Annotated in this window: 18 protein-coding genes; 15 read left to right on the top strand and 3 right to left on the bottom strand. The window is 56.3% G+C overall.

Features of this window, described 5'->3' with window-relative positions:
- The first annotated feature begins 52 nt into the window (after positions 1 to 52).
- The 9 genes from udp (at position 53) to tatD (ending at position 7,963) form a co-directional block, all read left to right on the top strand.
- Positions 53 to 814 carry a uridine phosphorylase gene (udp, locus tag UTO39_RS19930; RefSeq protein WP_003860792.1) on the top strand — a complete coding sequence of 254 codons (762 nt, stop codon included), beginning with the start codon at positions 53 to 55 and terminating at the stop codon, positions 812 to 814.
- A 139-nt stretch (positions 815 to 953) separates the two neighbouring features.
- Positions 954 to 2,411 carry a DNA recombination protein RmuC gene (rmuC, locus tag UTO39_RS19925; protein ID WP_320727898.1) on the top strand — a complete coding sequence of 486 codons (1,458 nt, stop codon included), beginning with the start codon at positions 954 to 956 and terminating at the stop codon, positions 2,409 to 2,411.
- 66 nt (positions 2,412 to 2,477) lie between these two features.
- Positions 2,478 to 3,233 carry a bifunctional demethylmenaquinone methyltransferase/2-methoxy-6-polyprenyl-1,4-benzoquinol methylase UbiE gene (ubiE, locus tag UTO39_RS19920; RefSeq protein ID WP_028014779.1) on the top strand — a complete coding sequence of 252 codons (756 nt, stop codon included), beginning with the start codon at positions 2,478 to 2,480 and terminating at the stop codon, positions 3,231 to 3,233.
- A 13-nt stretch (positions 3,234 to 3,246) separates the two neighbouring features.
- On the top strand, positions 3,247 to 3,852 hold the full coding sequence (gene ubiJ / locus UTO39_RS19915; protein WP_028014778.1) for a ubiquinone biosynthesis protein UbiJ: 606 nt from the start codon (positions 3,247 to 3,249) through the stop codon (positions 3,850 to 3,852).
- On the top strand, positions 3,849 to 5,489 hold the full coding sequence (ubiB, locus tag UTO39_RS19910) for a ubiquinone biosynthesis regulatory protein kinase UbiB (protein ID WP_061096776.1): 1,641 nt from the start codon (positions 3,849 to 3,851) through the stop codon (positions 5,487 to 5,489). The genes ubiJ and ubiB overlap by 4 nt, the downstream gene beginning before the upstream one ends.
- 76 nt (positions 5,490 to 5,565) lie before the next feature.
- A complete protein-coding gene (tatA, locus tag UTO39_RS19905) occupies positions 5,566 to 5,820 on the top strand; it encodes a Sec-independent protein translocase subunit TatA (protein WP_013099238.1) in 255 nt (84 codons plus the stop codon).
- A 3-nt stretch (positions 5,821 to 5,823) separates the two neighbouring features.
- Positions 5,824 to 6,366 carry a Sec-independent protein translocase protein TatB gene (gene tatB, locus UTO39_RS19900; RefSeq protein ID WP_061096777.1) on the top strand — a complete coding sequence of 181 codons (543 nt, stop codon included), beginning with the start codon at positions 5,824 to 5,826 and terminating at the stop codon, positions 6,364 to 6,366.
- A 2-nt stretch (positions 6,367 to 6,368) separates the two neighbouring features.
- Positions 6,369 to 7,139 carry a Sec-independent protein translocase subunit TatC gene (gene tatC / locus UTO39_RS19895; protein ID WP_028014775.1) on the top strand — a complete coding sequence of 257 codons (771 nt, stop codon included), beginning with the start codon at positions 6,369 to 6,371 and terminating at the stop codon, positions 7,137 to 7,139.
- A gap of 41 nt (positions 7,140 to 7,180) precedes the next feature.
- The gene (gene tatD / locus UTO39_RS19890) at positions 7,181 to 7,963 is read left to right on the top strand and encodes a 3'-5' ssDNA/RNA exonuclease TatD (RefSeq protein ID WP_320727897.1); all 783 of its coding nucleotides are present in this window, start codon (positions 7,181 to 7,183) and stop codon (positions 7,961 to 7,963) included.
- Here the strand turns inward: tatD and rfaH are convergent.
- Positions 7,960 to 8,451: a transcription/translation regulatory transformer protein RfaH gene (gene rfaH, locus UTO39_RS19885; RefSeq protein WP_020882871.1), complete on the bottom strand. Its 492-nt coding sequence runs from the start codon at positions 8,449 to 8,451 to the stop codon at positions 7,960 to 7,962. The two genes, tatD and rfaH, sit on opposite strands and share 4 nt — an antisense overlap.
- A gap of 170 nt (positions 8,452 to 8,621) precedes the next feature.
- Here rfaH and ubiD point away from each other — a divergent pair, with 170 nt between their 5' ends.
- Positions 8,622 to 10,115 carry a 4-hydroxy-3-polyprenylbenzoate decarboxylase gene (ubiD, locus tag UTO39_RS19880; RefSeq protein ID WP_253543418.1) on the top strand — a complete coding sequence of 498 codons (1,494 nt, stop codon included), beginning with the start codon at positions 8,622 to 8,624 and terminating at the stop codon, positions 10,113 to 10,115.
- A gap of 42 nt (positions 10,116 to 10,157) precedes the next feature.
- Positions 10,158 to 10,859 (top strand): NAD(P)H-flavin reductase, encoded by a 702-nt coding sequence (gene fre / locus UTO39_RS19875; RefSeq protein WP_028014772.1) that lies wholly within the window; start codon positions 10,158 to 10,160, stop codon positions 10,857 to 10,859.
- A 106-nt stretch (positions 10,860 to 10,965) separates the two neighbouring features.
- On the opposite strand, the gene fadA is transcribed toward fre, so the two are convergent.
- Positions 10,966 to 12,129, bottom strand: a complete 1,164-nt coding sequence (gene fadA, locus UTO39_RS19870) for an acetyl-CoA C-acyltransferase FadA (protein ID WP_061096781.1) — start codon at positions 12,127 to 12,129, stop codon at positions 10,966 to 10,968.
- 9 nt (positions 12,130 to 12,138) lie between these two features.
- Positions 12,139 to 14,328, bottom strand: a complete 2,190-nt coding sequence (fadB, locus tag UTO39_RS19865) for a fatty acid oxidation complex subunit alpha FadB (protein WP_320727896.1) — start codon at positions 14,326 to 14,328, stop codon at positions 12,139 to 12,141.
- Positions 14,329 to 14,518: 190 nt separating this feature from the next.
- Here fadB and pepQ point away from each other — a divergent pair, with 190 nt between their 5' ends.
- From pepQ to hemG, 4 genes are read left to right on the top strand one after another with little or no spacing between them, the layout of a single operon-like run.
- Positions 14,519 to 15,850 (top strand): Xaa-Pro dipeptidase, encoded by a 1,332-nt coding sequence (pepQ, locus tag UTO39_RS19860; RefSeq protein WP_320727916.1) that lies wholly within the window; start codon positions 14,519 to 14,521, stop codon positions 15,848 to 15,850.
- On the top strand, positions 15,850 to 16,464 hold the full coding sequence (locus tag UTO39_RS19855) for an IMPACT family protein (RefSeq protein ID WP_320727895.1): 615 nt from the start codon (positions 15,850 to 15,852) through the stop codon (positions 16,462 to 16,464). Before pepQ ends, UTO39_RS19855 begins: the two co-directional genes overlap by 1 nt.
- 41 nt (positions 16,465 to 16,505) lie before the next feature.
- The gene (trkH, locus tag UTO39_RS19850) at positions 16,506 to 17,957 is read left to right on the top strand and encodes a Trk system potassium transporter TrkH (RefSeq protein WP_013099227.1); all 1,452 of its coding nucleotides are present in this window, start codon (positions 16,506 to 16,508) and stop codon (positions 17,955 to 17,957) included.
- Positions 17,958 to 17,967: 10 nt separating this feature from the next.
- A complete protein-coding gene (hemG, locus tag UTO39_RS19845; RefSeq protein ID WP_061096784.1) occupies positions 17,968 to 18,513 on the top strand; it encodes a menaquinone-dependent protoporphyrinogen IX dehydrogenase in 546 nt (181 codons plus the stop codon).
- Positions 18,514 to 18,672 lie beyond the last annotated feature (159 nt).

Raw genomic sequence — 18,672 nt, 5'->3', positions numbered from 1 at the left:
GTAAAGTACCGTTTTACTTCTTCTGACTAACCGACCCACAGAGGAGTCACCTATGTCTAAGTCTGATGTTTTTCATCTCGGCCTCACTAAAAACGATTTACAAGGGGCTACGCTCGCTATCGTCCCTGGCGATCCAGAGCGTGTGGAAAAGATCGCCGCGCTGATGGATAAGCCGGTCAAGCTGGCTGCCCATCGTGAATTCACCACCTGGCGCGCAGAGCTGGATGGCAAAGCGGTGATTGTGTGCTCTACCGGTATCGGTGGCCCGTCTACCTCTATCGCCGTGGAAGAGCTGGCGCAGCTGGGCATTCGTACTTTCCTGCGTATCGGTACCACCGGCGCGATTCAGCCGCACATCAACGTCGGCGACGTGCTGGTGACAACCGCATCCGTGCGTCTGGACGGCGCAAGTCTGCACTTTGCGCCGATGGAATTCCCGGCAGTGGCTGATTTCGAATGTACCACCGCGCTGGTTGAAGCAGCGAAATCCGTGGGCGCAACCACTCACGTGGGCGTGACGGCCTCCTCTGATACCTTCTACCCAGGCCAGGAACGTTACGACACCTTCTCAGGCCGCGTAGTGAGCCGCTTCAAAGGCTCAATGGAAGAGTGGCAGTCCATGGGCGTGATGAACTACGAAATGGAATCCGCAACGCTGCTGACCATGTGCGCAAGCCAGGGTCTGCGTGCCGGTATGGTGGCGGGCGTTATCGTCAACCGTACCCAGCAGGAGATCCCGAACGCCGAAACCATGAAGCAGACCGAAAGTCATGCGGTGAAAATCGTGGTTGAAGCGGCCCGCCGCCTGATCTAGTCCTCCTCGCTGAGATAAAAGGCCGACGCGTTCGGCCTTTATTTTTTGCGTAGCGCCTCGCAGGAAAACCCTTTCAAACTGGACGTTTATACAGCACAATCTTATTTTGTGCGGGTAATACGTTGATGCAGGGGGTATTGTGGATATCTCAATCCTGATTTATGCGGTGATTGCGCTGGCGGGCGTGGGGATAGGCTGGCTGATTTCCAGCTACCAGCACGCGCAGCAGAAAGCCGAGCAGCTGGCGGAGCGTGAAGAGATCGTCGCCGAACTTAGCGCGGCAAAACAACAGCTTGCGCTGAGCGACCACTGGCGCGACGAGTGCGAGCTGCTCAATAACGAACTGCGTAACCTGCGTGATATTAACACCTCGCTGGAGGCCGATCTTCGCGAAGTGACTACCCGCCTTGAATCCACCCAACTGCACGCCGAAGACAAAATCCGCCAGATGATCAACAGCGAGCAGCGCCTCAGCGAGCAGTTTGAGAACCTCGCCAACCGCATTTTCGAGCACAGCAACCGCCGCGTTGATGAGCAAAATCGCCAGAGCCTGAACAGCCTGCTGACGCCGCTGCGCGAACAGTTGGACGGCTTTCGCCGTCAGGTGCAGGACAGCTTTGGTCAGGAAGCCCGCGAACGCCACACGCTGGCGCATGAGATCCGCAATCTTCAGCAGCTGAATGCCCAGATGGCGCAGGAGGCGGTCAATCTGACGCGGGCGCTGAAAGGCGATAACAAAATCCAGGGTAACTGGGGGGAAGTGGTACTTACCCGCGTGCTGGAGGCCTCTGGCCTGCGGGAAGGGTATGAATACGAAACGCAGGTGAGTATTGAAAACGATGCCCGCTCGCGAATGCAGCCGGATGTGATCGTGCGTCTACCGCAGGGCAAAGATGTGGTCATTGATGCCAAAATGACGCTGGTGGCCTATGAGCGCTACTTCAACGCCGAAGATGACTATACGCGCGAATCGGCGCTGCAGGAGCACATTGCTTCCGTGCGTAACCATATTCGCCTGCTGGGCAGAAAGGATTATCAGCAGCTGCCGGGGCTGCGCTCGCTGGACTACGTGCTGATGTTTATCCCGGTCGAACCCGCGTTTTTGCTGGCGCTCGACAGACAGCCCGAACTAATCACCGAAGCGCTCAAAAATAACATTATGCTGGTCAGCCCCACAACGCTGCTGGTGGCTTTGCGGACCATTGCCAACCTGTGGCGCTATGAACATCAGAGCCGCAATGCCCAGCAAATTGCCGATCGCGCCAGCAAGCTGTACGACAAAATGCGTCTGTTCGTGGACGATATGTCCTCCGTCGGGCAAAGCCTGGATCGTGCGCAGGATAACTACCGCCAGGCGATGAAAAAGCTCTCCTCGGGGCGTGGCAACCTGCTTGCGCAGGCTGAAGCATTCCGCAGCCTGGGGGTGGAGGTTAAACGCGAGATTAATCCGGAATTGGTCGAACAGGCCACAGCGCAGGACGAAGAGTTCCGGCTGCGTGAGGGCAGGGATGAACAAAATTCCCCCAGCCAGGACAACGATTTAGCGGCGGATTTATCGCCAGATGAACAGCCAGCGCGTTTCTTTCGCGGTGGTTGAATCGTAGGGCAATTGCGCCCAATCTGTTACACTTCACGAACATTTGACTGATTAGCAGGCTCTGAGATGGTTGACGATTCACAAGACACGACGCACTTTGGCTTTCAGACTGTAGCCAAAGCGCAGAAAGCTGACATGGTGGCCCACGTATTTCATTCCGTGGCGGCGAAATACGATGTGATGAATGACTTGATGTCGTTCGGCATTCATCGCTTGTGGAAGCGCTTCACCATCGACTGCAGCGGTGTGCGTCGTGGACAAACGGTTCTCGATCTGGCTGGCGGTACGGGCGATCTGACGGCGAAATTCTCCCGTCTGGTGGGCGAAACCGGTCGCGTTGTACTGGCTGATATTAATGACTCCATGCTTAAAATGGGACGTGAAAAGCTGCGTAACATCGGCGTGGTGGGTAACGTGGAATACGTGCAGGCCAACGCCGAAGCGCTGCCGTTCCCGGACAATACCTTTGACTGCATCACTATTTCCTTCGGTCTGCGTAACGTCACCGATAAAGAAAAAGCGCTGCGCTCCATGTACCGTGTGCTGAAGCCGGGTGGACGCCTGCTGGTGCTCGAGTTTTCTAAACCGATTATCGACCCGCTGAGCAAAGCCTACGACGCCTATTCCTTCCACGTGCTGCCGCGCATTGGCGAGCTGGTGGCAAACGACGCGGAAAGCTATCGCTATCTGGCGGAATCAATTCGCATGCACCCGGATCAGGACACCTTAAAAGCCATGATGCAGGATGCGGAATTTGAGAACGTTGAATACTTCAACATGACGGCGGGTGTCGTCGCGCTGCATCGCGGTTACAAATTCTGAGTGGAGGTGTCCCGTGCCCTTTAAACCCTTAGTCACCGCAGGCATCGAGAATGTGCTGAATGCCTTCCTGTATCGCGCTCCGGCGCTGAAAGCCGCACGTCAGCGGCTGAACGGGAAGGTTCTGCGCATTGTGTTAAAAGAGTTCTCGACGCCGCTCGTGCTGGTCTTCAGCGAACGCCAGCTTGACGTCTTGGGTGAGTGGGAAGGTGAAGCTGATTGCTCGGTCATTACCCATATGAGCGTGCTGCCAAAACTGCGCGATCGCCAGCAATTAACGGCGCTTATCCGCAGCGGCGAGCTGGAAGTGGAAGGCGACATCCAGGTCGTGCAGAACTTCGTTGCGCTCAGCGATCTGGCTGAGTTCGACCCGGCAGAGCTGCTGGCGCCTTTTATTGGCGACATCGCTGCTGAAGGGATCGGGAAAGTTATTCATGGCGGCACGGCGTTCCTGCGCAAAAATCTGCAACGCCAACAGCGTTATGCCGCAGAAGTGCTGACTGAAGAGTGGCGCATGGCGCCCGGGCCACTGGAAGTGGCGTGGTTCGCAGAAGAAACGGCCGCGGTTGAACGTGCGGTTGATGCCTTAAGCAAACGGCTGGAAAAACTGGAGGGCAAATGACGCCTGGTGAAATTCGGCGCCTCTATTTTATCATCCACACCTTTTTGAGTTACGGGCTCGACGAGCTCATCCCCAAAATGCGTATCACGCTGCCGCTCAGGATCTGGCGGCGGACGCTGTTCTGGATGCCAAATCGCCATAAAGGTCAGCCGCTGGGTGAACGCCTTCGTCTGGCGCTGCAGGAGCTCGGCCCGGTATGGATTAAGTTCGGGCAGATGCTCTCAACCCGCCGCGATCTCTTTCCTCCGCACATTGCCGATGAGCTGGCGATGCTTCAGGACCGTGTCGCCCCGTTTGATGGGGTGAGAGCGAAAAAGCAGATCGAAGAGGCGATGGGTAACCTTCCCGTTGAAACCTGGTTTGACGACTTCGAAATACAGCCGCTGGCGTCGGCTTCTATCGCTCAGGTGCACACTGCGCGTCTGAAAGAGAACGGTAAAGAGGTGGTGATCAAGGTGATCCGCCCGGATATCCTGCCGATCATCAAAGCCGACATGAAGCTGATTTATCGTCTGGCCCGTTGGGTGCCGCGCTTATTACCTGATGGCCGCCGACTGCGCCCGATGGAAGTGGTGCGGGAGTATGAAAAAACGCTGATTGATGAGCTTAACCTGTTGCGCGAATCGGCAAACGCCATTCAGCTGCGTCGGAACTTCGAAAACAGCCCGATGCTCTATGTGCCCGAAGTCTATTCTGATTATTGCAGCCAGAACATGATGGTCATGGAGCGTATCTACGGTATTCCGGTTTCGGATGTGGTGGCCCTGGAGAAGCAGGGAACGAACATGAAGCTGCTGGCCGAGCGTGGCGTGCAGGTCTTCTTTACCCAGGTCTTCCGCGACAGCTTTTTCCATGCGGACATGCACCCGGGCAATATCTTCGTGAGCTACGAACATCCTGAGGATCCGAAGTACATCGGTATCGACTGCGGGATTGTGGGCTCGCTGAATAAAGAAGATAAACGTTATCTGGCCGAGAACTTCATTGCGTTCTTCAACCGCGACTACCGCAAGGTGGCCGAGCTGCACGTTGATTCCGGCTGGGTTCCGCCGGACACCAACGTCGAAGAGTTCGAGTTTGCGATCCGGACCGTTTGCGAACCGATTTTTGAAAAACCGCTGGCAGAAATCTCCTTTGGCCACGTGCTGCTAAACCTGTTCAATACGGCTCGCCGCTTTAATATGGAAGTTCAGCCGCAGTTAGTTTTACTCCAGAAAACATTACTTTACGTTGAAGGTGTAGGTCGACAACTCTATCCTCAGTTAGACTTGTGGAAGACGGCTAAACCTTTCCTGGAATCCTGGATTAAGGATCAGGTTGGCCTTCCGGCGCTGGTTCGCTCGCTGAAAGAGAAAGGCCCGTTCTGGATAGAAAAAATGCCTGAAATTCCTGAACTGGTTTACGACAGTTTGCGTCAGAGCAAGAATCTTCAGCACAGCATGGATAAAATCGCCCGCGAGCTTCAGTCCAGCCGTGTGCGCCAGGGACAGTCACGCTATCTTTTTGGGATTGGCGCAACGCTGCTGCTGAGCGGTACGCTGCTGCTGATCAATCGTCCTGACTGGCAGATGATGCCCGCCTGGCTGATGGCTGGCGGGGCTGTTGTCTGGCTTGCAGGATGGAGAAAAACGCGCTGAGTTTGCGTCGCCATCGACGGGTCGCATACGTATAATGCGATCTGACCAATTAATCATCTATCCCTGAGGAATATGTATGGGTGGTATCAGTATCTGGCAATTAGTCATTATTGCCGTCATCGTCGTGCTGCTGTTTGGCACCAAAAAGCTCGGTTCTATTGGTTCCGATCTGGGCGCGTCTATCAAAGGCTTCAAGAAAGCAATGAGCGATGATGAGAGCAAGCAGGATAAAACCAGCCAGGACGCTGACTTTACTGCTAAATCCATCTCCGACAAGCAAGAAGATGCCAAAAAGGAAGACGCTAAACGCCACGATAAAGAGCAGGTGTAAGTCGTGTTCGACATTGGTTTTAGTGAGCTGCTGCTGGTCTTTGTGATTGGTCTGATCGTGCTGGGACCGCAGCGTCTGCCGGTAGCGGTGAAAACCGTCGTGGGCTGGGTTCGTGCGCTAAGATCGCTGGCCTCGACCGTTCAGAACGAGCTGGCGCAGGAACTTAAGCTGCAGGAGTTTCAGGAAAGCCTGAAAAAGGTTGAGAAGGCAAGCATGGATAACCTGACGCCGGAACTGAAAGCTTCAATGGATGAACTGCGCGAAGCGGCGGAATCCATGAAGCGCTCTTACAGCGTTAACGATCCTGAAAAAGCGAGCGATGAAGCGAACACTATTCATAACCCGGTGGTGAAGGACAGCGAAGCGCAGCGTGAGGGCGTGACGCCAGCGAGTGCGGAGCACCAGGCCGCAGCGCCTGAACAAACGCCGCAGGAAAGTGAACTGAAAAAACAGGCGCAGCCGGAAGAGCCGGCGGCAAAAGCGGCTGAAGCGAAACCCGCCGCGCCTGTTTCCGAATCATCCCCCTCGTCGAGTGATAAAGCGTAACCATGGCAGTAGATGATACTCAACCGCTTATTACGCACCTTATTGAGCTGCGTAAGCGCCTGTTAAACTGCATTATTGCGGTATTCCTCATATTCCTGTGCCTGGTCTATTTCGCCAACGATATCTATCAGGTGGTTTCTGCGCCGCTGATCAAGCAGATGCCGCTGGGGGCAACGATGATTGCAACAGACGTTGCATCACCGTTTTTCACCCCGATTAAGCTCACCTTCTGGGTGTCGTTAATTGCGTCTGCACCCGTCATCCTTTATCAGGTATGGGCATTTGTGGCGCCAGCACTGTACAGGCACGAACGTAAACTGGTGATCCCGCTGCTGGTCTCCAGTTCGCTGCTGTTCTATATCGGCATGGCGTTTGCCTACTTCGTTGTCTTCCCGCTGGCCTTTGGCTTCCTGACGCATACCGCGCCGGAAGGGGTCCAGGTATCGACGGACATCGCCAGCTACCTCAGCTTTGTGATGGCGCTGTTTATGGCGTTCGGCGTGGCCTTTGAAGTGCCGGTGGCCATTGTGCTGCTCTGCTGGGTTGGGGTAACGACCCCTGATGATCTGCGTAAGAAGCGTCCCTATATTCTGGTGGGCGCCTTCGTAGTCGGCATGCTGCTGACGCCGCCGGACGTCTTCTCGCAAACGCTGCTGGCAATACCGATGTACTGCCTGTTTGAGGTTGGCGTATTCTTCTCGCGTTTCTACGTGGGAAAAGGACGCCGGTCGGACGATGAAGACGATGCGTCCGAAAAGACCACTGAAGAGTAAAACCAGCCGCCCGTCAGGGCGGTTGTTCTATGGGGAATCGCATGTTTGATATCGGACTCAACCTGACCAGCTCGCAGTTTGCGAAAGATCGTGACGAGGTGGTTGCGCGGGCTTTTGACGCCGGAGTCAAAGGACTCCTGCTGACCGGGACCAACCTGCATGAGAGCGAGCAGGCGCTGCTGATGGCGCAACGCTATCAATACTGCTGGTCAACCGCAGGCGTCCACCCTCATGACAGCAGCCAGTGGACTGCGGAGAGCGCAGACACCCTGCGTACGCTGGCAAAAACGGCAGAGGTGGTGGCTATTGGCGAGTGCGGGCTCGATTTTAACCGTAACTTCTCCACGCCTGAAGAACAGGAAAAGGCGTTCACTGCCCAGCTTGCGCTGGCGGCAGAGCTTGAAATGCCCGTCTTTATGCACTGTCGCGACGCGCATGAACGTTTTCTCGTACTGCTGGACCCGTGGCTGGATAAACTGCCCGGCGCAGTGCTCCACTGCTTCACCGGGTCGCGCCAGGAAGCGCTGGATTGCCTGAACCGCGGTTTGTATCTGGGGATCACCGGTTGGGTGTGTGATGAGCGCCGCGGGCTTGAGCTTCGCGAGCTGCTGCCGATAATCCCGGCAGACCGTTTGCTTCTTGAAACCGATGCGCCATACCTGCTGCCGCGAGATATAAAGCCCAAACCGGCATCACGGCGAAACGAGCCCGCCTTGCTGGGGCACATTGTCGAGCGCGTAGCGTACTGGCGCGGAGAGGATCCGCACTGGCTTTCTGCGCAGACGGATGACAACGTGCGTCGCCTGTTCGGAATAAACGTTTAGACTTTGCGGAAGTCGGTGTTTTTCACGCTCTGCAGCACCTGCTTGTTCAGCAGATTGAGCAACAGCATGGAGCGGGCTTCACCGTCCGGCTCGGCGAAAATCGCCTGCAGGCCTTCGAACGCGCCTTCGGTAATGACGACGCTATCGCCCGCGTAAGGGGTTTCCGGGTCGGTGATCCCTTCAGGCTGTTGATAAACTGACAGCTGGTGAATGACGGTCGACGGAACGGTTGCCGGGTGGGCACCAAAACGAACGAAGTGGCTGACGCCGCGCGTTGCGCTGATGGTGGTGGTGTGGATCACCTCAGGGTCAAACTCCACGAACAGATAGTTCGGGAATAAAGGCTCACTGACGGTTGTGCGCTTCCCGCGCTGCATTTTTTCAAGCGTGATCACGGGTGTCAGACAATTTACAGACTGACGTTCAAGATGTTCCTGCGCGCGCTGAAGTTGCCCGCGTTTGCAATACAGTAAATACCAGGCCTGCATAATCACTCTTTCCCTTAGTTCGGGGCGCAAGCATATCAAAACCCTGGAGGGATCGCTAAGTTGATTATAATGGGGGAAATTCGAACACAGCGGATAAGTTCACGCTAATTTAACAAAATTACAGCATCAAGCAGGCTTACGCCGTATAATGAAGCGCTTACAGAGAGGCCATGACTAACTGCATGAAATACCACGATCTCCGCGACTTCCTGACGCTGCTGGAAAAGCAGGGTGAACTGAAACGCATTACACTTCCTGTTGATCCTTATCTGGAAATGACAGAAATTGCTGACCGCACCCTGCGTGCCGGTGGCCCCGCATTACTGTTTGAAAATCCAAAAGGTTACTCCATGCCGGTGCTGTGCAACCTGTTTGGCACCCCGCGTCGTGTCGCGCTGGGAATGGGGCAGGAAGACGTTACCGCGCTGCGTGAAGTGGGTAAACTGCTGGCATTTCTGAAAGAACCTGAGCCGCCGAAAGGTTTCCGCGATCTGTTCGACAAGCTGCCGCAGTTTAAGCAGGTGCTGAACATGCCCACCAAACGCCTGCGCGGCGCGCCGTGCCAGCAGAAAGTGCTGGAAGGCGATGCAGTTGACCTGACCAAGATCCCTATCATGCAGTGCTGGCCTGAAGATGCTGCGCCGCTGATCACCTGGGGCCTCACCGTGACGCGCGGGCCGCACAAAGAGCGGCAAAACCTCGGTATTTATCGCCAGCAGCTGATTGGCAAAAATAAGCTCATCATGCGCTGGCTGTCGCATCGCGGCGGCGCGCTGGATTTCCAGGAGTGGTGTGCAGCGCATCCGGGTGAACGTTTCCCGGTTTCTGTCGCGTTAGGTGCCGATCCGGCCACCATTCTGGGGGCGGTCACGCCCGTCCCGGATACGCTCTCTGAATATGCGTTTGCTGGCCTGCTGCGCGGGACCAAAACCGAGGTCGTGAAGTGTATTTCTAACGATCTCGAAGTGCCGGCCAGTGCCGAAATTGTGCTGGAAGGTTACATCGAGCAGGGTGAAATGGCGCCAGAAGGCCCCTACGGCGACCACACCGGCTATTACAACGAAGTGGACAACTTCCCGGTGTTTACCGTCACGCACATTACCCAGCGTGAAGATCCGATTTATCACTCCACCTATACCGGCCGCCCACCGGATGAACCGGCGGTGCTGGGCGTGGCGCTGAACGAAGTGTTTGTGCCGATCCTGCAAAAGCAGTTCCCGGAAATCGTTGATTTTTATCTGCCGCCTGAAGGATGCTCGTATCGCATGGCGGTGGTCACGATGAAGAAGCAGTATCCTGGTCATGCTAAACGCGTGATGATGGGCGTATGGTCTTTCCTGCGCCAGTTTATGTATACCAAATTTGTTATTGTCTGCGATGATGACGTTAATGCCCGTGACTGGAATGACGTTATCTGGGCGATAACCACGCGAATGGATCCTGCGCGTGATACGGTGTTAGTCGAAAATACGCCGATAGATTATCTGGATTTTGCCTCGCCGGTTTCCGGTCTTGGCTCAAAGATGGGACTGGATGCCACAAATAAATGGCCTGGCGAAACCGACCGTGAATGGGGTCGCCCGATCAAAAAAGATCCTGCTGTGACCGCGCGAATTGACGCGATCTGGGACGAACTGGCCATAATGAATAACGGTAAACCCTGAGCTGACCGTTAAGCCCTATAGACTTCCCGACAGAGAGAGCGAATGACAACCTTAAGCTGTAAAGTGACGTCGGTAGATGCTATTACCGACACCGTATATCGCGTCCGATTGGTTCCTGAAGCGGCATTCTCATTCCGTGCCGGCCAGTACCTGATGGTGGTGATGGATGAGCGTGATAAGCGTCCTTTCTCTATGGCCTCTACGCCAGCAGAGCAGGAATTTATTGAGCTGCATATTGGTGCGTCTGAGCTTAACCTGTACGCGATGGCCGTGATGGACCGCATCCTGAAAGAGCGTGAGATTGTGGTCGACATTCCTCACGGCGACGCGTGGTTGCGTGATGACGAAGACCGTCCGCTGATTCTGATCGCGGGCGGTACGGGTTTCTCCTATGTGCGCTCTATTCTGCTGACCGCGCTGGCGCGTAATCCAGACCGTGATATCACTATCTACTGGGGCGGCCGCGAAGAGAAGCACCTGTACGACCTGTCTGAACTCGAAGCGCTGAGCGTTAACCATCCAAATCTGCGCATTGAGCCAGTGGTTGAGCAGCCGGAAGAGGGCTGGCGCGGACGTAGCGGGACGGTGCTGACGGCGGTGCTGCAGGATCACGGTACGCTGGCGGGACATGATATCTACATTGCAGGCCGTTTCGAGATGGCGAAAATTGCCCGCGACCTGTTCTGTAACGAACGCGATGCGCGTGAAGATCGCCTGTTTGGAGATGCGTTTGCATTTATCTAAATAAAAAGCCCGCCCCTGACAGGCGGGAAGAACGGCAACTAAACTGTCTCTCTTCGCCAATGACGCCTTGTTCTGGCGTCACTGGCTTTGAGATACTTTTCCTTACTTACACTCTCTCAAACACCGTCGCGATACCCTGACCCAGGCCGATACACATCGTTGCCAGACCAAACTGGGCATCTTTGCGTTCCATCAGGTTAATCAGCGTCGTGCTGATACGCGCCCCGGAACAGCCCAGCGGGTGACCGAGGGCGATCGCGCCGCCGTTGAGGTTGATCTTCTCGTCGATCTGCTCCATCAGCCCCAGATCTTTAATGCACGGCAGGATCTGCGCGGCAAACGCTTCGTTCATCTCAAACAGATCGATATCGCTGGCGGTTAAACCCGCTTTTTTCAGCGCCAGCTTCGAAGCCGGAACCGGGCCGTAGCCCATGATAGAAGGATCGCAGCCCACCACTGCCATCGAGCGCACGCGAGCGCGTGGCGTCAGGCCTAATTCACGGGCGCGGCTTTCGCTCATCACCAGCATCGCGGCGGCACCGTCGGACAGCGCCGACGACGTCCCCGCCGTTACCGTACCGGTGACCGGATCAAATGCCGGACGCAGGGTAGAAAGCGCTTCGACCGTAGTTTCAGGACGGATCACTTCGTCGTAGCTGAACTGCTTCAGTACGCCGTCTGCGTCGTGGCCGCCGGTCGGGACGATCTCATTCTTAAAGGCACCGGACTGCGTGGCGGCCCAGGCGCGAGCGTGAGAGCGCGCGGCAAAGGCATCCTGCATTTCGCGGCTGATGCCGTGCAGACGAGAGAGCATCTCGGCGGTCAGACCCATCATCCCCGCGGCTTTCGCCACGTTACGGCTCATGCCAGGGTGGAAATCGACCCCGTGGCTCATCGGCACGTGGCCCATGTGCTCAACGCCGCCCACCATGCAGGCCTGCGCATCGCCGGTCATGATCATGCGCGCCGCATCGTGCAGCGCCTGCATCGACGAACCGCACAGGCGGTTGACGGTAACGGCCGGAACCGAGTGCGGGATCTCCGCCAGCAGCGACGCGTTGCGGGCGATGTTGAAGCCCTGCTCCAGGGTCTGCTGCACGCAGCCCCAGTAGATATCGTCGAGCGCTGCCGGGTCCAGCGCCGGGTTACGCGCCAGCAGGCTACGCATCAGGTGCGCGGAGAGGTCTTCCGCGCGCACGTTACGGAACGCGCCGCCTTTTGAACGGCCCATCGGGGTGCGAATCGCATCAACAATGACAACCTTTTCCATTGTGACTCCTTAAGCCGTTTTCAGCGCGCCAACCGGACGGGCTGGCTCAACTGCTGGATAGTAGGGTTCGTTATGGCGCGCTTTGTTACGCAGCCCTTCCGGCACCTCATAAAGCGGGCCGAGGTGCTGGTACTGCTGCGCCATATCGAGATAGCGGGCGCTGCCGAGCGTGTCCAGCCAGCGGAACGCGCCGCCGTGGAACGGAGGGAAGCCGAGGCCATACACCAACGCCATATCCGCTTCTGCCGGGCTGGCGATGATGCCTTCTTCGAGGCAACGCACCACTTCGTTGATCATCGGAATCATCATGCGGGCGACGATCTCGTCATCGGTGAAGTCGCGTTTTGGTTGACTGACGTCGGCCAGCAGGCCATCCACCGCCGGATCTTCTTCTTTCTTCGGTTTGCCTTTGCTGTCTTCTTTATAGCGCCAGAAGCCCAGGCCGTTTTTCTGACCAAAGCGGTTGGCGTCAAAGAGGGCGTCAATGGCGTCGCGATAATCTTTCTGCATGCGCTGCGGGAAGCCTGCCGCCATGACCGCCTGGGCGTGGTGGGCGGTATCAATGCCGACGACGTCCAGCAGATACGCCGGGCCCATCGGCCAGCCGAACTGTTTTTCCATCACTTTGTCGATTTTGCGGAAGTCCGCACCGTCGCGCAGCAGCTGGCTGAAGCCGGCAAAGTACGGGAACAACACGCGGTTGACGAAGAAGCCCGGGCAGTCGTTCACCACGATCGGCGTTTTGCCCATCTTGCTGGCCCACGCCACCACTTTAGCGATGGTTTCGTCAGAGGTTTTTTCCCCACGGATCACCTCGACCAGCGGCATACGGTGTACCGGGTTGAAGAAGTGCATCCCGCAGAAGTTTTCCGGGCGCTTCAGCACGCTCGCCAGTTCGCTGATGGGGATGGTGGAGGTGTTTGAGGCCAGTACGGCGTCCGGGCGAACCTTGTTTTCCGTTTCCGCCAGCACTGCTTTTTTGACTTTCGGGTTCTCAACGACCGCTTCAACGACCACATCCACACGGTCGAAACCGCTGTATTCCAGCACAGGCTGGATGGTTGAGATCACGCCTGCGAGCTTCAGCCCGTCAATTTTTCCTCGTTCCAGCTGTTTATTCAGCAGCTTGGCGGCTTCGGTCATGCCCAGCGTCAGAGATTTCTCGTTGATGTCTTTCATCACCACCGGCACGCCTTTCCAGGCCGACTGGTAAGCAATGCCGCCGCCCATAATACCGGCGCCGAGTACCGCCGCGTGTTTTGGCGTCTCAACGTTTTTGGTCAGCTGTTTCGCCTTTCCTTTAACGAACTGATCGTTAAGGAAGATGCCAACCAGCGCGCGGGCTTCATTGGTATGCGCCAGCGGAACAAAGCTCTGGTTTTCCAGCTTCAGGGCTTCGTCGCGGCCAAAGCGGGCAGCTGCTTCAATGGTTTTCACCGCCGTGATTGGCGCCGGGTAATGTTTACCCGCCGTCTGCATCACCATGCCTTTGGCGATGGTGAAGCTCATGGTGGCTTCAATCTTGCTGAGCTTTAACGGCTCCAGCTTCGGCTGACGTTTGGCTTTCCAGTCGAGGTCGCCGTTAATCGCCTGACGCAGAATGGCGAGTGCGCCTTCAACCAGCTTCTCTGGTTTCACGACGCCGTCGACCAGGCCGATTTTCTGCGCCTGTTCTGCACCCACGTCTTTACCGGCGGCAATGATTTCCAGGGCGCTGTCGGCACCCAGCAAGCGCGGCATACGCACGGAGCCGCCAAAGCCCGGCATGATGCCCAGCCTGGTTTCCGGCAGGCCGATACGCAGGTCCGGCGTCGCCAGACGGTAGTCGGTCGCCAGCACGCACTCGCAGCCGCCGCCCAGCGCGTAGCCGTTCACGGCAGAGATCGTTGGAACAGGCAGATCTTCCAGACGATTAAAGACGCTGTTGGCAAAGTGCAGCCACTGGCTCAGCTGTTCTTCCGGAACCTGGAACAGCGAAAGGAATTCGGTGATATCGGCACCGACAATAAAGGCCGCTTTGTTCGAACGCAGCAGCAGCCCTTTTAATTCAGATTGCTTTTCAAGCACTTCCAGCGCCTGGCCAAGACTGGCCACCGTCGCGGTATCAAGCTTATTCACTGAGCCGGGGGCATCGAACACCAGTTCGGCAATGCCATCTTCCAGCCAGTTGAGGTACAGGGTGTCGCCTTTGTAAAGCATGTCAGTCTCCTGAATCCAGCAAGTGGATCTGGTCATACCAGATGAGACGGAGTGTGGAATTTATGTTAATAAAATGCAAATTACTCATTAAGAAATTGCTGCGTTGATCACGGTCGGTGGAAATCACGCAGCCGGAGTGAGGTGTGCTAAGATGCGATGACTTGAGGTCAAAAAAACGAAAGGAAGAATGATGGACTCACTGGCTTCGCTTTATAAAAATCATATCGTTACCCTACAGGAACGTACCCGTGATGTACTGGCCCGCTTCAAGCTGGATGCCCTGCTGATCCACTCCGGCGAGCTGATGAATACTTTTCTTGATGACCACGCCTACCCGTTTAAGGTCAACCCGCAGTTTAAAGCCTGGGTGCCGGTGACGCAGGTTCCAAATTGCTGGCTGCTGGTGGACGGCGTGAACAAGCCGAAACTGTGGTTCTACCTGCCGGTCGATTACTGGCACAACGTCGAACCGCTGCCGACCTCTTTCTGGACCGAAGAAATTGAGGTGATTGCCCTGCCTAAAGCGGACGGCATTGGCAGCCAGTTGCCAGCTGCGCGCGGCAACATTGGCTACATTGGCCCTGTACCTGAACGTGCGCTCGGTCTGGATATTCCGGCAGACAAGCTCAATCCGAAAGGCGTGCTGGATTACCTGCACTATTACCGCGCGTATAAAACCGACTATGAACTCTACTGCATGCGTGAAGCGCAAAAAACGGCGGTGAATGGCCACCGTGCCGCGCACGAAGCGTTCCAGTCAGGCATGAGCGAGTTCGACATCAACCTGGCCTACCTGACCGCAACCGGTCACCGCGACACCGACGTACCTTACAGCAACATCGTCGCGCTGAACGAGCATGCGTCTGTTCTCCACTACACCAAACTGGATCACCAGGTTCCGTCTGAGATGCGCAGCTTCCTGCTTGACGCAGGCGCAGAGTACAACGGCTACGCGGCCGACCTGACCCGCACATGGGCGGCGAATGCGGATACTGATTTCGCGCAGCTTATTAAAGACGTAAACGACGAACAGCTGGCGCTGATTGGCACCATGAAGGCCGGAACCAGCTACGTGGATTACCACATCCAGTTCCATCAGCGCATTGCCAAACTGCTGCGTAAGCATCAGATTGTGAAAGACATGAGCGAAGAGGCGATGGTCGAAAACGATCTGACCGGGCCATTCATGCCGCACGGTATCGGCCACCCGCTGGGCCTGCAGGTTCACGACGTTGCGGGCTTCATGCAGGATGATACCGGCACGCACCTGGCTGCACCGTCTAAATATCCTTACCTGCGCTGCACCCGTATTCTTGAGCCGCGCATGGTATTGACCATCGAGCCGGGGATCTACTTTATTGAGTCCCTGCTGGCACCGTGGCGTGAAGGGCAGTTCAGCAAGCACTTCAATTGGGAAAAAATCGACGCGCTGAAACCGTATGGCGGCATTCGTATCGAAGATAACGTGGTGGTTCACGAGAACGGTATCGAGAATATGACGCGAGACCTGAAGCTGGCCTGATGGAAAGCTGGCTGATACCGGCTGAACCGGTCACCTTTGTTGAGGAAATCAAGAAAAGCCGCTTCATTACGCTGCTGGCGCACACCGACGGCGTAGAGGCGGCGAAAGCGTTTGTCGAGTCCGTTCGCGCGGAGCACCCTGACGCACGTCACCACTGCGTGGCGTGGGTGGCAGGGCCGCCGGACGATTCGCAACAGCTCGGTTTTTCAGACGACGGTGAACCGGCGGGAACGGCCGGTAAACCCATGCTCTCCCAGCTGATGGGCAGCGGCGTGGGTGAAATTACCGCCGTGGTGGTGCGCTACTACGGCGGCATTCTGTTAGGCACGGGCGGGCTGGTTAAAGCGTATGGCGGTGGCGTTCAGCAGGCACTGAATATCCTGACGACCTCCCGCAAAACGCCGCTCACCGAATATACTTTATTGTGCGATTACGCTCAGCTATCGGGCATTGAAACGCTGCTCAAACAGTTTAACGGCGTGATTGCGCACAGTGATTACCAGGCAATGGTGCAATTACGCGTGGCGCTTCCTCAGGCGGAACTGGCTGCTTTTTCAGCAAAACTGGCTGATTTCAGTCGCGGTTCGTTGCAATTGCTGCCGATTGAAGAATAATCCCCACCTCACTTTTTTGAATACCAAAGGAAGCGGCAGAGATGCATTTTCGTGCCATAACCCGAATCGTTGGACTGCTGGTCATACTCTTTTCGGGGACGATGATTCTCCCCGGACTGGTGGCGCTTATCTACCGGGACGGCGCGGGGCGGGCATTTACCCAGACCTTCTTTGTCGCGCTGGCGATCGGCTCGCTGCTGTGGTGGCCGAACCGTCGTCAGAAAGGTGAGCTGAAATCTCGCGAAGGATTTCTGATTGTGGTGCTGTTCTGGACGGTGCTGGGAAGCGTCGGTTCGCTGCCCTTTATCTTTTCTGAGCAGCCTAACCTCAGCATCACGGACGCCTTTTTTGAATCGTTCTCCGGCTTAACAACCACCGGTGCGACGACGCTGGTGGGGCTGGATTCGTTACCCCACGCTATTCTCTTTTATCGCCAGATGCTGCAGTGGTTCGGGGGGATGGGGATCATCGTCCTGGCGGTGGCCATCCTGCCGATTCTGGGCGTCGGGGGGATGCAGCTGTACAGGGCTGAAATGCCGGGGCCGCTGAAAGACAACAAGATGCGCCCGCGTATTGCCGAGACGGCGAAAACCCTGTGGCTGATTTATGTTCTGCTGACGGTAGCCTGCGCGCTGGCGCTGTGGTTTGCCGGCATGCCTGCCTTCGATGCTATCGGGCACAGCTTTGCGACAATTGCTATCGGCGGGTTCTCCACTCACGATGCCAGCGTGGGCTACTTCGACAGCCCAACGATTAACACCATTATTGCGATTTTCCTGCTGATCTCCGGCTGTAACTACGGTCTGCACTTCTCTTTACTGAGCGGACGCAGCCTGAAGGTGTACTGGCGCGACCCTGAGTTCCGCATGTTCATTGGCGTCCAGCTTACGCTGGTCGTCATCTGCACCCTGGTGCTGTGGTTCCATGATGTTTACAACTCGGCGCTGACCACGCTCAACCAGGCGTTTTTCCAGGTGGTGTCGATGGCGACGACCGCTGGGTTCACCACGGACAGCATCGCGCGCTGGCCGCTGTTCCTGCCGGTGCTTCTGCTGTGCTCCGCGTTTATCGGCGGCTGCGCCGGGTCGACGGGCGGTGGCCTGAAGGTGATTCGTATTCTCCTGCTGTTCAAGCAGGGCAACCGTGAGCTGAAGCGTCTGGTTCACCCGAATGCGGTCTACAGCATCAAGCTGGGTAACCGCGCGCTGCCGGAACGTATCCTCGAAGCGGTGTGGGGGTTCTTCTCGGCGTATGCGCTGGTCTTTATCGTCAGCATGCTGGCGATCATCGCGACGGGGGTGGATGATTTCTCCGCCTTTGCGTCCGTCGTCGCAACGCTGAATAACCTCGGGCCTGGCCTGGGGGTTGTGGCGGATAACTTTGCCAGCATGAACCCGGTCGCGAAATGGATCCTCATTGCCAATATGCTGTTTGGTCGTCTTGAGGTCTTTACGCTGCTGGTGCTGTTCACCCCAACATTCTGGCGCGAATAAGGAGCCGTTGATGAAAACACTGATTCTTTTCTCTACGCGAGACGGACAAACGCGTGAGATTGCCGCATACCTCGCGTCGGAATTAAAAGAGCTGGGCATTTACTCGGATGTGGTGAACCTGAATCGCGCGGAGCAGATTGCCTGGCAGGAGTACGATCGCGTGGTGATTGGCGCCTCTATTCGTTACGGGCATTTCCATCCGGCGCTGGATCGCTTTGTGAAAAAGCATACGGCGGTACTCAACACATTGCCGGGCGCGTTTTACTCGGTCAATCTGGTTGCCCGTAAAGCTGAGAAGCGTACGCCGCAGACCAACAGCTACACGCGTAAGTTTTTACTCAGCTCGCCGTGGCAGCCGGATCTGTGCGCCGTTTTTGCCGGTGCGCTGCGCTATCCTCGCTACCGCTGGTATGACCGCTTCATGATCCGCCTGATTATGAAGATGACGGGTGGCGAAACCGACACGCGTAAAGAAGTGGTTTATACCGACTGGTCGCAGGTGGCCGGTTTTGCGCGGGAAATTGCGCATTTAGCGGGCGATTCGCGCCTTAAATAAGCGTTAAGTTTGAAAAGTGAGCGAACGAAAAGTTTTTTGTATTTTGTGCTTGTCACTTAAGAATAACTCCCTATAATGCGCCTCCACTGACACGGAACAACGGCACACACGCCGCCGGGTCAGCAGAGAAAAGCAAAATAAACGCTTGACTCTGAAGCG

Source organism: Enterobacter sp. 118C5 (assembly GCF_034107645.1).
GTDB classification, from domain to species: domain Bacteria; phylum Pseudomonadota; class Gammaproteobacteria; order Enterobacterales; family Enterobacteriaceae; genus Enterobacter; species Enterobacter nematophilus.
Note: the sequence above shows the minus strand (reverse complement) of the source record. Positions and strands in the feature narration are given on the sequence as shown.

Bases quoted from the DNA above. Each gene is read 5' to 3' on its own strand.
- fadA (WP_061096781.1), bottom strand. From the start codon at position 12,129: ATGGAAAAGGTTGTCATTGTTGATGCGATTCGCACCCCGATGGGCCGT.
- trkH (WP_013099227.1), top strand. From the start codon at position 16,506: ATGCATTTTCGTGCCATAACCCGAATCGTTGGACTGCTGGTCATACTC.
- udp (WP_003860792.1), top strand. From the start codon at position 53: ATGTCTAAGTCTGATGTTTTTCATCTCGGCCTCACTAAAAACGATTTA.
- tatA (WP_013099238.1), top strand. From the start codon at position 5,566: ATGGGTGGTATCAGTATCTGGCAATTAGTCATTATTGCCGTCATCGTC.
- tatD (WP_320727897.1), top strand. From the start codon at position 7,181: ATGTTTGATATCGGACTCAACCTGACCAGCTCGCAGTTTGCGAAAGAT.
- tatC (WP_028014775.1), top strand. From the start codon at position 6,369: ATGGCAGTAGATGATACTCAACCGCTTATTACGCACCTTATTGAGCTG.
- fadB (WP_320727896.1), bottom strand. From the start codon at position 14,328: ATGCTTTACAAAGGCGACACCCTGTACCTCAACTGGCTGGAAGATGGC.
- ubiE (WP_028014779.1), top strand. From the start codon at position 2,478: ATGGTTGACGATTCACAAGACACGACGCACTTTGGCTTTCAGACTGTA.
- hemG (WP_061096784.1), top strand. From the start codon at position 17,968: ATGAAAACACTGATTCTTTTCTCTACGCGAGACGGACAAACGCGTGAG.
- rfaH (WP_020882871.1), bottom strand. From the start codon at position 8,451: ATGCAGGCCTGGTATTTACTGTATTGCAAACGCGGGCAACTTCAGCGC.
- ubiD (WP_253543418.1), top strand. From the start codon at position 8,622: ATGACTAACTGCATGAAATACCACGATCTCCGCGACTTCCTGACGCTG.
- fre (WP_028014772.1), top strand. From the start codon at position 10,158: ATGACAACCTTAAGCTGTAAAGTGACGTCGGTAGATGCTATTACCGAC.
- ubiB (WP_061096776.1), top strand. From the start codon at position 3,849: ATGACGCCTGGTGAAATTCGGCGCCTCTATTTTATCATCCACACCTTT.
- UTO39_RS19855 (WP_320727895.1), top strand. From the start codon at position 15,850: ATGGAAAGCTGGCTGATACCGGCTGAACCGGTCACCTTTGTTGAGGAA.
- pepQ (WP_320727916.1), top strand. From the start codon at position 14,519: ATGGACTCACTGGCTTCGCTTTATAAAAATCATATCGTTACCCTACAG.